Here is a 15,141-nt window from a genome sequence, read left to right as displayed (position 1 = left end):
GCGCGTGAGGCCAGGCCATTCCGGCAGGGCGAAAATCCTGATGCGCCTGCGGCAGCACCGACAGCGTTGCCGGCTGTGCCGGCCGCACTGCAGCGCCCGCATCACCCCCGCCTGCAAGGCGCCTGTGCCTAGCCGTGTGCGTCAGGCCTTGGCGGCCGGGCCAGGCTCAGCCACACGGTGAGGGCCAGGATGGCGAACACCACGCCCAGCGAGGCCAGCACCGGGATCTGGATGAAGTCCACCACCAGCATCTTGGCGCCGATGTACACCAGAATGACCGCCAGCCCGTAGGGCAGCAGGTGGAAACGGTCGGCCATGCCGGCCAGCAGGAAGAACATCGCGCGCAGGCCCAGCACCGCAAAGACGTTGGAGGTCAGCACGATGAACGGGTCGGTGGTGATGGCGAAAATCGCCGGGATCGAGTCGACCGCAAAGATCACGTCGGTGACCGAGATCAGGATCAGCACCACGAACAGCGGCGTGTACCAGCGCTTGCCCTCGCGCACCACCGACAGCCTGTGGCCGACATAACTCTCGGTCAGGCGCAGGTGCCTGCGCATGTACTTCAACACCGGATTGGCTTCCAGATCCGGCTCGGACCCGGCCGAGAACCACATCCTGATGCCGGTGAGCAGCAGGAACGCGCCGAACACGTACAGCAGCCAGTGGAACCTGGTCAGCAGCGCAGCGCCGGCAAAGATCATGACCGCGCGCAGCACGATTGCGCCCAGCACGCCGATCACCAGAACGCGCTGGCGCTGCTCCTCGGGCAGGGCAAAGGAATTCATCACCAGCAGGAACACGAAGATGTTGTCCACCGCCAGCGACTTCTCGACCAGGTAGCCAGTCAGGAACTCCAGGCCGATGCGGCCGGCGTTGGCCGCATCGAGGGTCTGGTGCAGGTACCACCACAGGCCGGCGTTGAACGCCAGGGCCAGGGTGACCCAGGCGATCGACCACCACAGCGCTTCCTTGAAGCTCACCTTGTGCGCGCCGCCGTGGCGCATCAGCACCAGGTCGGCCAGCAACGCGGCGATCACCACGACCACGAATCCACCCCATAGCCAAGGGTTGGCCACTGTCTGCATCTGGTTTTCTCCACGCGTAAGAGGGACGGGAGCGACGGGGTCCGGTGGGTGCGTCTGGAGTCTTGGCAGATCCGGGGCACACGCCTTCGCCGTTGCGGCGAAGGTCTCGCTCACAGCCGGTCAATGATCTGGACCGGTTGCCGCTGGACCGGGGCACCAGGCCCGTCATGACGATCACAGCGCGTGGGAGCTACTCCCCTTCTGGCGCGGATTGTCGCGGCCGCAGCCGTGATCGGTCAATCGGAAAGCCGGGCCCAGGCTTGGGAGAGGCCCTGGAATGACGGCATTGTCACTCCGGGGCGTCCTGCAACCAGCGCATGGACGCGCCGCCTGCCGAACGCGGGCCGGGCCGGTTGCCGCCGCCGTAGTCGCCGTCACCGTAAGGGCCATGGAAGGGTCCATCGCCCTTGCTGACGTGGATATCCATGCGCATCACGCTGGTGCGGCCCTGTTCGCTGGTGAAGGCCTTGCCGATACTGAGGTCGGCCGCGTGGTAGGTGCTGCTGCCGTAACCGGTGGAGTAGCCCATGCCGGTGGTGAAGCTGCCATGGAGGTGGGCCTTGCCGTCGTCCAGTTCCGAACGCGCAGGCACGATGTCCCTCGGCACAGGCCCGCTGTGATCGCCGTAATAGGCACCGGGCGGATCGGCTGCGGAAAAGGCCGGGTCGTCCTTGAGCTTGAGGTCCAGCGGACCGGCCTGGGCCAGCGCGCCCAGCGGCGCGGCCAGCAGCAGCAGGGACAGGATGGGGGCGGCGTTCATGGCGCGAGGACCTTGGGGAGAAGGCGCAGCCGCGGCGCGCAAGCGGCGCCACCAGGCACCGGCGCCCGGACAGCACATCCATCCACGCTACCAGCGGCGCGTTAACCCACGCTGGCCGGAGGCGGCCTGCTCCGGCAGACCAGGGTTGCATTCGGCAGCCGAGCAGGCCATGGGTCTCGATCTGGCTGACCAGCACGTCCAGCAGCATCAGGCACTGGCGCGCGCGGCGTCGCCGACCGGCAGGGTCACGTTGACGATGGACGGATCGTCCGGGTCGGGCTTGAAGCTGAAGCCCAGCTCCCGGCACATGGCCAGCATGGTGCGGTTCTCGCGCAGCACCTGGCCCTCGACCAGGCGCAGGCCCTGCCGGCGCGCGTACTCGATCATGATCTGCATCAGCTGCCAGCCCAGGCCGGCGCCCTTGAGGTCCGAGCGGACCAGGATGGCGTATTCGCCGCGCTCGTAGTTGGCGTCGGCCAGCAGGCGCACCGCGCCCAGCATCTCCCCCTGCCCATTGAGCGCCACCAGCGCGATCGAGCGGGCGTAGTCCAGCTGGGTCAGGCGGGCGAGGAACTCGTGGCTGAAGTGCTTCATCGACTGGAAGAAGCGCAGCCGCAGGTCCTCGTCACTGACCCTGGCGAAGAACGCACGGAACAGTGCTTCGTCTTCCGGCCGCACCGGCCGCACGAACACGGCGCTGCCATCGGTCAGGGTCAGCTGGCGCTCCCATTCCTTGGGATAGGGCAGGATCGACAGCCGTGGATGGCCACGGCCCTTGTGCAGCTGGCGCGAATGGGCCACCGCGATGCGCGCGTCCACCGCGGCCACGCCGCCGGCATCTGCCAGCAACGGGTTGATGTCCAGCTCGCGGATCTCGGGGATGTCCGCCGCCAGCTGTGCCAGCTTGACCAGCACCAGGGCCACGGCGCGTTCGTCGGCGGCCGGCACGTCGCGATAGGCCTTGAGGATGCGCGAGACGCGGGTGCGGCCGATCAGCTCGTGGGCCAGGCGCAGGTCCAGCGGCGGCAGCGCTAGGGCGACATCGTCGATCACTTCCACCGCACTGCCGCCACGGCCGAACACGATCACCGGACCGAACACCGGATCATCGGCAATCCCGGCGATCAGCTCGCGCGACTTGGGCCGCAGCACGGTGGGCTGGACGACCACCCCGTCGATGCGCGCATCCGGGCGCAGCCGGCGTGCGCGCTCGATCAGCGCGGTGGTGGCCGCATGCACGGCCTCGGCCGAGACCAGGTTCAGGCGCACGCCGTCGACGTCGGATTTGTGGATGATGTCCGGCGACAACACCTTGACCGCCACGGGCAGGCCCTCGTCCAGCAGCGGCTGGGCCAGCCTGACCGCCGCGTCGGCATCGGCCGCGGCCCAGATGCGGGCGGTCGGAATGCCGTAGGCGCGCAGCACGTTGCTGGCGGCGATCGGGTCCAGCCACTGGCGGCCCTCGGCCAGCGCGGCCTCGACGATGGCGCGCGCGGCCGTGCTGTCGACCACGAAGTCCTCGGGCAGGCTGGGTGGGGTTTCCATCAGCGCGGTCTGCGCTTCGCGATAGCGCACCAGATGCATGAAGCCGGCGACCGCGTCGGCCTCGGTCGCATAGTTGGGGATGTGGGCGGCGTTGAGCGCGGACAGCGCCGCTTCGCCACCGCCCAGCCACACCGCAAACACCGGCTTGGCCCGGCTGTAGCGCAGCCGCTGGCCGGCGCTGCGCACCAGCGCGCGCGCGGCATCGGCCGAGGAGGTGAAGGCCGTCGGCACGTTGACCACCAGCACCGCGTCGTTCTCGGCATCGGCCAGCAGCGCCTCGATGGCCGCCGCATAGCGCTCGCCATCGGCGTCGACCACGATATCCACCGGGTTGCTGCGCGACCAGTCCGGCAGCGCGCGATCCAGCCTGTCCACGGTGGCGCTGGAGAGCGTGGCCAGGGTGCCGCCGAGCGCGCCCAGCTGATCGCGGGCCAGCGCGCCGACGCCGCCGCCATTGGACAGGATCGCCAGGCGCCGCCCGGGGAAGGTCCCGAGCCGGCCCAGGGTCTGCGCGGCGGCGAACAGCTCGTCCAGCGCGCCCACCCGCAGCAGCCCGGCGCGCCGGAATGCCGCGTCGTAGACCGCATCGGAACGGGCCAGGGTCTGGGTGTGGGTGGCACCGCCGCTGTTGGGTGCGCGCCCGGACTTGACCACCACCACCGGCTTGCCACGCGCCGCCGCGCGCGCGGCCGACATGAACTTGCGCGCGTCGCGGATCGATTCGACATAGAGCAGGATCGCGCGGGTGTGCCGGTCGAGGGCGAAGTGGTCCAGCAGGTCGCTGAAGTCCACGTCGATCGCATCGCCCAGCGACACCACCGCGGAGAAGCCGACCTCGTGCTGCACGCCCCATTCCACCAGGGCCGCGGCGATGGCCGAGGATTCGGAGATCAGCGCCAGGTCGCCCGGCAGCGGCGTGTGCGCAGCGATGCTGGCATTGAGCCTGGCATGCGGGGCGATCACCCCCAGGCAGTGCGGGCCGAGCAGGCGCAGGCCGTGCGCGCGTGCGGCCTGTTCGGTGGCCTCGGCCAGCGAGCCGGGGCCCTGGCCCAGGCCGGCGGTCAGGATGATGGCCGCGGCGACCCCGCGCTGCGCCGCGGTGGCCACCACCTTGGGCACCATCGGCGCCGGGGCGGTGACGATCACCAGGTCGGGCACATAGGCCAGGTCGGTCAGTTCGTGCACGGTGGCCATGCCGTCGATCTGGTCATAGCGCGTGTTGACCCAGGCGATCTGGCCGGGGAAGCCGGAGGCCTTCAGGTTGCGCACCACCGCGCGTCCGGCCGAGCGCTCGCGCGGGCTGCCGCCGATGATGGCGATCGACTGCGGGGCGAACACGGACTTGAGGCGGTAGGTACTCATGCACGTTGGGCCGGCGTGGCGACAGCCCATACGGTACACGGCCGCACGCACGCACCGCATGACGCGATGCGGGTCCTGTGCACGCTGCCCACGATGGTCGCGCGCGCGGCGATCGGTTCAGGCCAGGCGCAGGCCGGGCGGATAGGGCGGCGTATCGGGATAGCGGCCCTGGGCCAGCTCGGCCTGCAGGGCACGCCACCAGCCCGGCTCGAACAGCTGCCCATGGACCGCCTGCAGTGCCTGCGCGAGCGCCGGCGGCAAGCCCATGAACTGGGCGAAGCGCTCGGGGAACACATCGCCCGGCCAGACCTGGAACCACGGCTCATCGGCCATCTGTTCCTCGAAATTCTGCGCCCTGGGCCAGTCGCGGAAACTGCAGTCGGTGATCAGCCGGACCTCGTCGTAGTCGTAGAACACCACCCGCCCGTGCCGCGACACACCGAAGTTCTTCGGCAGCATGTCACCGGGGAAGATGTTGTTGCGGGCCATGTCGACGATGGCCTGGCCATACTCCAGCACCGCCGCGCGCGCGGCTTCGGCCGGTTGCTCGCGCAGGTACAGGTTGAGCGGGCGCAGCCGGCGCTGCACGTAGCACAGGGCGATGATCACATCCTCGCCCTCGAACTCCAGGCTGCCGGCGCAGGTGTCGCGCAACTCGGCCAGCAGCGCCGGGGCGAAGCGCGCGACCGGGAAGCGCAGCGAACGGTACGGCTGGGCGTCGAGCAGGCGGCCGGCGCGGTCGCGGCTGAACACCAGCGCGTAGCGGTCCTGCACGTCCTTGCGGGTGACCTGCTTGGATTCGGCGAAGCGGTCGCGGATCAGCTTGAACACCAGCGGGTAGGAGGGCAGGGTGAACACTGCCATCACCAGCCCGGGCGTGCCCTCGGCCTGGACCAGCTGCTCGTGGGCGCACTCGTTGAAATGGCGGAAGAAGGTGCGGAAGCGCTCGGTCTTGCCCTGCTTGGCCCGGCCCAGCACGGTGTACAGCTCGTCGATCGGCTTGTGCGGCAGCAGCGTGCGCAGGAACACCACCGCATCGCCGACCGTGGGCAGGTCGGCCTGGAAGTAGCTGCGCGAGATGCCGAACAGCTGGGCCACCTCCGCACGCCGGGTCAGCACCGCGTCCACGCGCAGGCCGGCCTCGTCGTTGACCAGCGCGATCACGCACGGGGCGAAGCGCGATTCGCCCAGCACCCGGCCGACCAGGTAGGCGCGGCGTTCGCGGTAGAACACGGTATCCAGCAGTTCGATCGCCCGCACCGGATCCTGGCCCCAGTCGGCCAGCTCGTCCTGCAGGCGCACCGCCACGGCCGCCGCGCAGCGGGTCAGATGCGCATAGGGCACATCGAAGGCGTAGTCGCCCAGCACCCGCTGGAAGGTGTCGGTCGGCCGCTTCAGCGAGACCGCATAGCTGTGCCGCGCCACCGGATGGGTGATGGCATCGGTGGGCGCGATGTCCAGCGCCACGAACTCGATCTGCGCATCCACGCCCCGGGTCTGGAAGAAGCGCCGGCTCAGGGTGTTGTAGAAGGTCTTGTACAGCTCGCGGTCGATCTGGCCCTCGATCAGGGCCGCGTAATGGTCGCGGATGGCCTGCCACAGGGTCCGGTCGAACGCGCGCTGGCCCAGCACTGCCTGCAGCCGCAGCCGGCACTCGTTGATGCAGGCGTCGTACAGGGCGATGCGTTCGACCGCATCGGCGCGGGCCGCGCTCCAGTGGCGCTGCTCGAACCGTCGCCGCGCGCGCTGGGTGATCGCGGCGAACTGGGCGTGGTAGTCGGCGAAGGCCTCGGCGATCAGCGAGGCGACGGCGCTGGCGTCGTGCATGCAGCTCGGCGGGCGGTGGGTGAAGCCGAAGCGTACCGCGCATCCGGTGGCCGCGAAGGCTGGCCTTTGCGTGGGAGCCGCTTCAGCGGCGATGGGGCTTTGCAGGGAAGGCCCCATCGCCGCTGAAGCGGCTCCCACAGGGCACGGCGTTATTCCTGGTCTTCCGGCGGCGGGATCAGGCCGTCCGGATCAACCGACAGGCGCCCGGCCATCAGCACCGCCTGGGTGCGGTTGGTCACGCCCAGCTTGCGCAGGATGGCGGTGACGTGGGCCTTGATGGTGGCCTCGGACACGCCCAGGTCGTAGGCGATCTGCTTGTTCAGGCGGCCGGCGCCGAGCATCTGCAGCACCCGGAACTGCTGCGGGGTGAGATCGCGCAGGCGCTGGGCCACTTCGGCCTCGTCGCGGCCGATGGCCGGGGCGTTGTGGGCTTCCTCCGGCGCCCAGCGCTCGCCATCGAGCACCGCGCCGATGGCCTCGCCGATGGTGTCCGAATCGACCGACTTGGGGATGAAGCCCATCGCGCCGTGGTCCAGGGCGCGGCGCATCACCGAGGGTTCCTCGCGCGCGGACACCACGATCACCGGCAGCTGCGGATGCAGGGCGCGCAGGTGGACCAGCGCGTTGAAGCCATGCGCGCCGGGCATGTTGAGGTCCAGCAGCAGCAGGTCCGCATCCGGGTTGGCCTCGACCAGGGCGTAGAGCGCATCGACACTGGCGGCCTCGTGCAGGTTCACCCCCGGCAGCACCCGTTGCACGGCTCCGCGCAGGGCCTCCCGGAACAGGGGATGGTCGTCGGCGATGAGCAGTGTGGTCATGGAGGCGCAGGTCGTGGGAGAGGGGTCGTGCACCGGGTCGGCATCGCGCTCGGGCAATGCCGATTCCGGGTGGGAACGCTTGGCATGGTGCCAGACCACGCGGTCGGCCCTGGACGATGCACTGGCCACGGCCCTCGCTCCGGCTACCGGACCTTGCGCTCGGACACCAGCGAATCGACCACCGACGGGTCGGCCAGGGTCGAGGTATCGCCCAGCTGGTCCGGCGCGTTCTCGGCGATCTTGCGCAGGATCCGGCGCATGATCTTGCCCGACCGGGTCTTGGGCAGGCCCGGCGCCCACTGCAGGTGGTCGGGCGAGGCGATCGGCCCGATCTCCTTGCGCACGTGGGCGATCAGCTCCTTGCGCAGTTCCTCGGTTGGCTGCTCGCCGGCCACCAGGGTCACATAGGCATAGATGCCCTGGCCCTTGAGGTCGTGCGGGAAGCCGACCACGGCGGCCTCGGCCACCTTGGGATGCGAGACCAGCGCGCTTTCCACCTCGGCCGTGCCGATCCGGTGGCCGGAAACGTTGATGACGTCATCCACCCGGCCGGTGATCCAGTAGTAGCCATCGGCATCGCGGCGGCAGCCGTCGCCGGTGAAGTAGGTGCCCGGATAGGTGCGAAAGTAGGTGTCGATGAAGCGCTGGTGGTCGCCGTAGACCGTGCGCATCTGACCCGGCCAGGAGTCCTTGATCACCAGGTTGCCCTCGGCCTGGCCTTCCAGCTCGACCCCGTTGGCATCCACCACGGCCGGCTGCACACCGAAGAACGGCACCGTGGCCGAGCCCGGCTTGAGCGCGGTGGCACCGGGCAGCGGGGTGATCATGTGGCCGCCGGTTTCGGTCTGCCACCAGGTGTCCACGATCGGGCAGCGGCTGTCGCCCACCACCTCGTAGTACCAGCGCCAGGCTTCGGGATTGATCGGCTCGCCGACCGTGCCCAGCACGCGCAGGGTCTTGCGCGAGGTCTTCCTGACCGGGCCATCGCCCTCGCGCATCAGCGCGCGGATCGCGGTGGGCGCGGTGTAGAACAGGCTGACCCTGTGCTTGTCCACCACCTGCCAGAAGCGCGAATTGTCCGGATAGCTGGGCACCCCTTCGAAGACCAGCGAGGTCGCGCCATTGGCCAGCGGGCCGTAGACGATGTAGCTGTGGCCGGTGACCCAGCCCACGTCGGCGGTGCACCAGTAGATGTCGTCTTCCTTCAGGTCGAAGACCAGCTCGTGCGTGTACGCAGCCCACAGCAGGTAGCCGCCGGTGGTATGCAGCACGCCCTTGGGCTTGCCGGTCGAACCGGAGGTGTAGAGGATGAACAGCGGATCCTCGGCGTTCATGCGCTCCGGCTCGCAGGTGTCCGGCTGGCTGTCGACCACGTCGTGAAACCAGCGGTCGCGCGGGGCCTGCATGTCGACCGGGCCACCGGTGTGGCGCACCACCAGCACCGTCTCCACCGAGCTGGTGCCGGGCAGCTTCAGTGCGGCATCGACGTTGGCCTTGAGCGGGATCTTCCTGGAGCCGCGCAGGCCCTCGTCGGCGGTGATGATCAGCTTGCTGGCGCAGTCGGCGACCCGGTCGGCGATGGAATTGGGCGCAAAACCGCCGAACACCACCGAATGGACCGCGCCGATCCGGGCGCAGGCCAGCATCGCCACGGCCGCATCGGGAATCATCGGCAGGTAGATGGTGACCCGGTCGCCCTTGGCCACGCCCAGGCTGCGCAGCGCGTTGGCCAGCCGGCACACGCGCGCATGCAGCTGGCGATAGGTGACGCCGTAGCTCTCGCTGTCGGGACTGTCCGGTTCGAACAGCAGCGCGATCTTGTCGCCGCGCGCCTCCAGCTGGCGGTCCAGGCAGTTGACGCTGGCGTTGAGTTCGCCATCGGCGAACCACTGGATGTGGAAGTCATCCACATCGAAGCTCACGTCCTTGATCCGGGTCGGCGCCTTGATCCAGTCCAGCCGCTGCGCCACCTGCTTCCAGAACGCCTCGGGCTGCTCGATGGAGGCCTTGTAGTCGCGGGCATAGGTCGCGGCATCGACCCGGGCCTGGCGGGCGAATGCAGGATCGACGGGATACAGATCGGACATGGAGCCTCCTTGGTGGAACGTGTTGCCAATGAGCGGGCCGGACATCGAAAAACCGGCCGCGACGCGGGGACAGGAAGTTTGACCGATCCACGGTTTACGCTGCCCGACAGGCCCGTTAGACCTTGGTCTTAAAGGGTGCGCGTTTCGACCAAAGGGGAATGGTGAGCGCCATCACGTACCCCGCACTCTGCCATGGTGCGCTCTGAGGGGGCAGATCCGACGCACATGGGTGGACTTCCTGGGAGAGGGGAAATGAGCACAAACCTAGCATCGTTGTCGCGCCGACCACTTGCAGTCGCGATGTTGGTTGCCCTGCTGGTGCCCGCAGCGGCCCTGGCTCAGACAAGGAAGGAGAAAGAGCTCGAAGCCCGCGTGGCCCAGCTCGAGGCGCAGGTCCAGGCCTTGCTCAACGCGCAACAGCAACAGGCCAGCCAGATCACCCAGACCCAAGGGCAGATCGCCCAGACCCAAGGCCAGATCAGTCAGACCCAGACCCAGCTGGACGAGGTGCGCACCCGTGTGGCCAAGGTCCCGGCCGGCAAGCAGCCGATCCAGGCGCAGTCGATCATGGCCGGGGCCATGCCCAATACCACCTTCACCTTTGGTGGCTTCATCAAGATGGACGGCATGTACACCGACACCTCCGACGGCCGCATCGTCGACGGATCGGCCGGACGCCTGTTCTATGTGCCAGCGGCGATCCCGGTGGCCGGTGCTGGCGCCGATGGTGGCGATGGCTACACCGATTTCCACGCGCAGTTCTCGCGCTTCAACTTCTCGATGGACACCGTCACCGACAATGGCGACAAGATCAAGGCGTACCTGGAGGCGGACATGTTCGGCGGCGGCAGCAACACGTTCGCCGGCAACGAGACTTCCACCAACACCTACGCGCTGAGCCTGCGCCATGCGTACGTGAGCTGGAACCACTGGCTGGCCGGCCAGACCTGGTCCAACTTCATGAATGCCGAAGTGCTGCCCGACGCAGTGGACTTCCTGGGGCCGACTGACGGGGTGATCTTCGTGCGCCAGGCGCAGTTGCGCTATACCAACGGTGGCTTCTCGGTGGCGCTGGAAAACCCGCAGACCACGATGGGTGCGTATCGGACCGGGGTGCGCTCCAACTCCGGCGACAGCAGCCTGCCGGACCTGACCGCCAAGTGGCAGACCAAGGGCGACTGGGGCCTGTTCAGCGTGGCCGCGCTGCTGCGCCAGTTCAAGTACCAGGACGAAACCGACAACGGCGCTGCGCTGAGCGTGGCCGGCAAATTCAACCTGGGCAAGGCCGACGACCTGCGCTACCAGGTCAACGGCGGCAAGGGCATTGGCCGCTACATGGCCCTGGGCCTGGGACCGGACACCGTGGTCGATGCCGACAACGACCTGCATGCACAGGACGGCTACGGCGGCTGGGTGGCCTGGCGCCATCTGTTCTCGCCCAAGGTGCGCACCAACCTGTACTACGCGCAGGCCCTACTGGACAACGATGTGGAATACACCGGCTACGGGGTGACCGAACGCGCCCAGTCCTGGCACGCCAACGTGATCTATTCGCCGTATCCCAAGCTCGATCTGGGCGCCGAGCTCAGCTGGGGCCAGCGTCAGCTTGAAGACGACCGGTCCGGCGACTTCAAGCGCATCCATACGTCCGTGAAATACAGCTTCTAACCGGAGAACCTCATGTCAACGACTGCTTCCTCCCAGCCCGTCTCGGGCGCGCTGACTTCCGGGCACAAGCGCGTCATTATCGCGTCCAGCCTCGGCACGGTCTTCGAGTGGTACGACTTCTTCCTGTACGGCTCGCTGGCGGCGATCATCGCCAAGCAGTTCTTCAGCGGCGTCAACGAAACCACCGGCTTCATCTTCGCCCTGCTGGCCTTTGCGGCAGGCTTTTTCGTGCGGCCCTTCGGCGCGGCCTTCTTCGGCAGCCTGGGCGACCGCATCGGCCGCAAATACACCTTCCTGGTCACGATCCTGATCATGGGCCTGTCCACCTTCCTGGTGGGCGTGCTGCCGTCCTACGCCGCCATTGGTGCGGCCGCGCCGGTGATCCTGATCGTGCTGCGCCTGGCCCAGGGTCTGGCGATGGGCGGCGAGTACGGGGGCGCGGCGACCTACGTGGCCGAACACGCGCCGGTCAACAAGCGTGGCTTCTACACCAGCTTCATCCAGTGCACGGCCACCGTTGGCCTGTTCCTGTCGCTGCTGATCATCCTGGCCTGCCGCACTGCGCTGGGTAATGAAGCGTTCGAGGACTGGGGTTGGCGCATTCCGTTCCTGGTCTCGATCGTGCTGCTGGGCGTGTCGGTGTGGATCCGCCTGCAGCTGAGCGAGTCACCACTGTTCCAGCAGATGCAGTCCGAGGGCAAGGGGTCCAAGCAGCCGTTCCGCGACAGCCTCAAGGGCGGCAACTTCAAGCTGATGCTGCTGGTGCTCCTGGGCGCCACCGCCGGCCAGGCCGTGGTCTGGTACGGCGGCCAGTTCTACACGCTGTTCTTCCTGACCCAGGCGCTGAAGGTCGACCCCACGACCGGCAACCTGATGATTGCCGGGAGCCTGGCACTGGCCACGCCGTTCTTCCTGTTCTTCGGCTGGCTCTCGGACAGGATCGGCCGCAAGGGCATCGTCCTGGGCGGCTGCCTGCTGGCCGCACTGTGCTACATCCCGCTGTTCAAGGCGCTGACCCACTACGCCAACCCGGCGATCGAAGAGGCCCGTGTCAGTGCGCCGGTGGTGATCAATGCCGACCCGCAGACCTGCAGCTTCCAGTTTGACCCGATCGGCCGGAAGAGCTTCACCAGCTCCTGCGATGTCGCGGCCACCGCGCTGACCAGGGCCGGCGTTCCGTACACGATCAACGAGGCCGCGCCCGGCACCGTGGCCACGGTGAATGTGGGCAGCGTGCAGATCAGTTCGTACGAAGGCGGCGGCTTGAGCAAGGAAGAAACCAAGGCCAACAGCGAGGCCTTCACCAAGCAGCTCAAGTCCACTCTGACCACTGCCGGCTACCCTGAAAAAGCAGACCCGGCGCGCATGAACAAGCCGATGGTCATCGCGGTGCTGTTTGTGCTGGCGATCTTCGTGACCATGGTCTACGGGCCGATCGCGGCCTGGCTGGTGGAACTGTTCCCCACCCGGATCCGTTACACCTCGATGTCGCTGCCATACCACATCGGCAATGGCTGGTTCGGCGGCTTCCTGCCCACGATTTCCTTCAGCCTGGTCGCGGCGACCGGCAACATGTACTACGGCCTGTGGTATCCCATCGGCGTTGCCTTGATGACGGTGGTGATCGGGGGGATCTTCCTGCGCGAGACCCGGGGCGTGGACATCACCAAGTAAGCCATCCCTGGGAGGGGCGCCACGGGCCGGGGCGAGATTCGCCAGCCCACACCGACGCCGGTCCCGTGGGGCCGGCGTCGGTGTTTATGCGATTTGACGAGGTTGCCAGGGGCAGGCCGCGCGCGAAGCGGGGGTTATCATGGCGCCATGCCGACCCATGCCTTCCCCACTGAATCGACCACCCTGTTGCTGGACGGCCCCGCCGGCGCGCTGGAAACGGCGGTGGACCTGCCCGATCCCGACGTGGCGCCGGTTCCGGCCGTGGCGGTGGTCTGCCATCCGCTGTCCACCGAGGGCGGCAGCCTGCACAACAAGGTCGTGACCATGGCCGCGCGCGCGCTGCGCGAGCTTGGCCTGGCCACCGTGCGCTTCAACTTTCGCAGCGTCGGCCGCTCGGCCGGCGCGTTCGACAACGGCGTCGGCGAGCAGGACGACCTGGCCGCGGTGGTGGCCTGGGTGCGCACCCAGCGGCCCGAGGCGGCGCTGTGGCTGGTGGGCTTCAGTTTCGGCGCCTATGTGACCCTGAAGGCCAGCGCCGCGCTGCGGCCGCAGGTACTGGTGTCCATCGCCCCGCCGGTCGGGCGCGAGTGGGACTTCGATGATGTGCAGCCGCCGTCGCGCTGGCTGGTGGTGCAGGGCAACGATGATGAGATCGTCGATCCGCAGGCGGTGGTCGACTGGCTCGACGGCCTCGACGCGCCGCACACGCTGGTGCGCATGCCCGACACCGGCCACTTCTTCCACCGCAAGCTGATCGACCTGCGCGGCGCCATCCAGCACACGGTCAAGGGCTGGCTGCCGGCAGCCAGCGCGTGAACGCACCGCAGGCAGGCCGCGCGCAGGCTGACCTACTGCCTTCGCAGCGCTATGCGCAGGGTGCGCGCGAAGGCAAGTGGAGCGATGACCGCGCCCAGCACGCGGCCCTGGCCGAGCTGGACCGCATCCACATCGAACTGTGTGAGGGCGAGCAGGACGGCTTCCTGGATCGGCTTTCGGCCTTCTGGAAGAAGCCGCAGGCCGTGCCCGGACTGTATCTGTGGGGCGGTGTGGGCCGTGGCAAGACCTTCCTGGTCGACCTGTTCTACGACGGGCTGCCGGTCAGGCAGAAGCGGCGCACGCATTTCCACCGGTTCATGCGCCAGATCCACGACAGGCTGCGCGCGCATGCCGGCCAGAGCGATCCGCTGGCACGCATCGCCCAAGACTGGAAGGATTCGCTGCGGGTGCTGGTGCTCGACGAATTCTTCGTCACCGACATCGGCGATGCGATGCTGCTGGGGCGGCTGCTGGAGCGGCTGTTCGCCCAGGGCGTGACCCTGGTGACCACCTCCAACACCGCGCCGGAAAACCTCTACAAGGACGGCCTGCAGCGCGAGCGTTTCCTGCCGGCCATCGCCGCGCTGCAGAAGTACTGTGTGGTGCTGCACGCCGAGGGCCAGCAGGACTATCGGCTGCGCACGCTGACCCGTTCGCCGGTGTACCGCGCGCCGCTGGATGGCGAGGCGGACGCCTGGCTGGGCCAGCGCTGGCTGGAACTGGCCGGCGTACCGGCGCAGGCCGGGCAGATCGAGATCGACGGTCGCAGGATCGCGCTGCGCGGACGCTGCCGGGGCCTGGCCTGGTTCGATTTTTCGGCCCTGTGCGAAGGCCCGCGCTCGACCACCGACTACATCGAGCTGGCGCGCGAATTCGACACGCTGCTGGTGGGCGCCATCCCGACCTTCGATCGCCACAACGAGGATGCCGCGCGCCGCTTCGTCAACCTGATCGACGAGGTGTACGACCGCCAGGTCAAGCTGGTGTGCACCGCCGCCGCTGCACCGACCGCGCTGTACAGCGGCAGCCGCCTGGCCGGTGCGTTCGAGCGCACGGCGTCGCGATTGATCGAGATGCAGAGTGCGCAGTACCTGGGGACGCCGCACCTGGGTTGATGCGGCGCAGGCTTCGGTCTGTTGTTGTTGATTTGACTGAGATTCCTCTTGCCGCGAGAAAAGGAAGTCCATGCCCGAAGGGTGCGAAATCCTTTGATCCTGCTTGAATGGCTTGCGCGGTCTTAGCGGGGACACTCAACGCACACCAAGATCAGAAGCAAAGGCTTTCACGCCGCTTCGCGGCGCGAGCTACTTTTGTCTTGGCAAGAGTAGCCAAAACCGCTTCTCGCCGGTCCCAAAAAGGGGATTGAAAACGCGATCCGCCGCTGCGCGGCGGTCCCCTGCGCTTCTCGGAAGGCGGGGCATTTATCCCCTTTCAGGGACGGCGCCCAAACTCGCTTCGCTCAGACAAGGGCGCCTCTTCGGCCCTGCCTTCCTGCG

10 protein-coding genes are annotated in these 15,141 nt (G+C 68.0%); 4 read left to right on the top strand and 6 right to left on the bottom strand.

From position 1 onward, the window contains the following. Positions 1-128 precede the first annotated feature (128 nt). From DSC_RS15305 to acs, 6 genes are all read right to left on the bottom strand, one after another. Complete coding sequence (locus DSC_RS15305; RefSeq protein ID WP_014162117.1) at positions 129-1,088, bottom strand: TerC family protein; 960 nt, start codon at positions 1,086-1,088, stop codon at positions 129-131. A gap of 289 nt (positions 1,089-1,377) precedes the next feature. Next, positions 1,378-1,848, bottom strand: coding sequence for a hypothetical protein (locus DSC_RS15300; protein WP_014162116.1), 471 nt, complete (start codon positions 1,846-1,848; stop codon positions 1,378-1,380). A gap of 207 nt (positions 1,849-2,055) precedes the next feature. After that, positions 2,056-4,755: a bifunctional acetate--CoA ligase family protein/GNAT family N-acetyltransferase gene (locus tag DSC_RS15295; RefSeq protein WP_014162115.1), complete on the bottom strand. Its 2,700-nt coding sequence runs from the start codon at positions 4,753-4,755 to the stop codon at positions 2,056-2,058. A 117-nt stretch (positions 4,756-4,872) separates the two neighbouring features. Continuing rightward, positions 4,873-6,582, bottom strand: a complete 1,710-nt coding sequence (gene aceK / locus DSC_RS15290; RefSeq protein WP_014162114.1) for a bifunctional isocitrate dehydrogenase kinase/phosphatase — start codon at positions 6,580-6,582, stop codon at positions 4,873-4,875. A gap of 149 nt (positions 6,583-6,731) precedes the next feature. Beyond that, a complete protein-coding gene (locus tag DSC_RS15285; protein ID WP_014162113.1) occupies positions 6,732-7,400 on the bottom strand; it encodes a response regulator transcription factor in 669 nt (222 codons plus the stop codon). Between the two features lie 143 nt (positions 7,401-7,543). Next, positions 7,544-9,487: an acetate--CoA ligase gene (acs, locus tag DSC_RS15280; RefSeq protein WP_014162112.1), complete on the bottom strand. Its 1,944-nt coding sequence runs from the start codon at positions 9,485-9,487 to the stop codon at positions 7,544-7,546. Positions 9,488-9,739: 252 nt separating this feature from the next. On the opposite strand from acs, the gene DSC_RS15275 reads away from it, so the two are divergent. From DSC_RS15275 to zapE, 4 genes are all read left to right on the top strand, one after another. After that, complete coding sequence (locus DSC_RS15275) at positions 9,740-11,155, top strand: DcaP family trimeric outer membrane transporter (protein ID WP_043290781.1); 1,416 nt, start codon at positions 9,740-9,742, stop codon at positions 11,153-11,155. A gap of 12 nt (positions 11,156-11,167) precedes the next feature. After that, on the top strand, positions 11,168-12,829 hold the full coding sequence (locus tag DSC_RS15270; RefSeq protein WP_014162110.1) for an MFS transporter: 1,662 nt from the start codon (positions 11,168-11,170) through the stop codon (positions 12,827-12,829). A 147-nt stretch (positions 12,830-12,976) separates the two neighbouring features. Continuing rightward, a complete protein-coding gene (locus DSC_RS15265; protein ID WP_014162109.1) occupies positions 12,977-13,645 on the top strand; it encodes an alpha/beta hydrolase in 669 nt (222 codons plus the stop codon). Beyond that, positions 13,642-14,760, top strand: coding sequence for a cell division protein ZapE (gene zapE, locus DSC_RS15260; RefSeq protein ID WP_014162108.1), 1,119 nt, complete (start codon positions 13,642-13,644; stop codon positions 14,758-14,760). The genes DSC_RS15265 and zapE overlap by 4 nt, the downstream gene beginning before the upstream one ends. Positions 14,761-15,141 lie beyond the last annotated feature (381 nt).

The sequence above is a fragment of the Pseudoxanthomonas spadix BD-a59 genome, from assembly GCF_000233915.3.
Classification (GTDB): domain Bacteria; phylum Pseudomonadota; class Gammaproteobacteria; order Xanthomonadales; family Xanthomonadaceae; genus Pseudoxanthomonas_A; species Pseudoxanthomonas_A spadix.
This window is presented reverse-complemented; position numbering and strand designations above follow the sequence as displayed.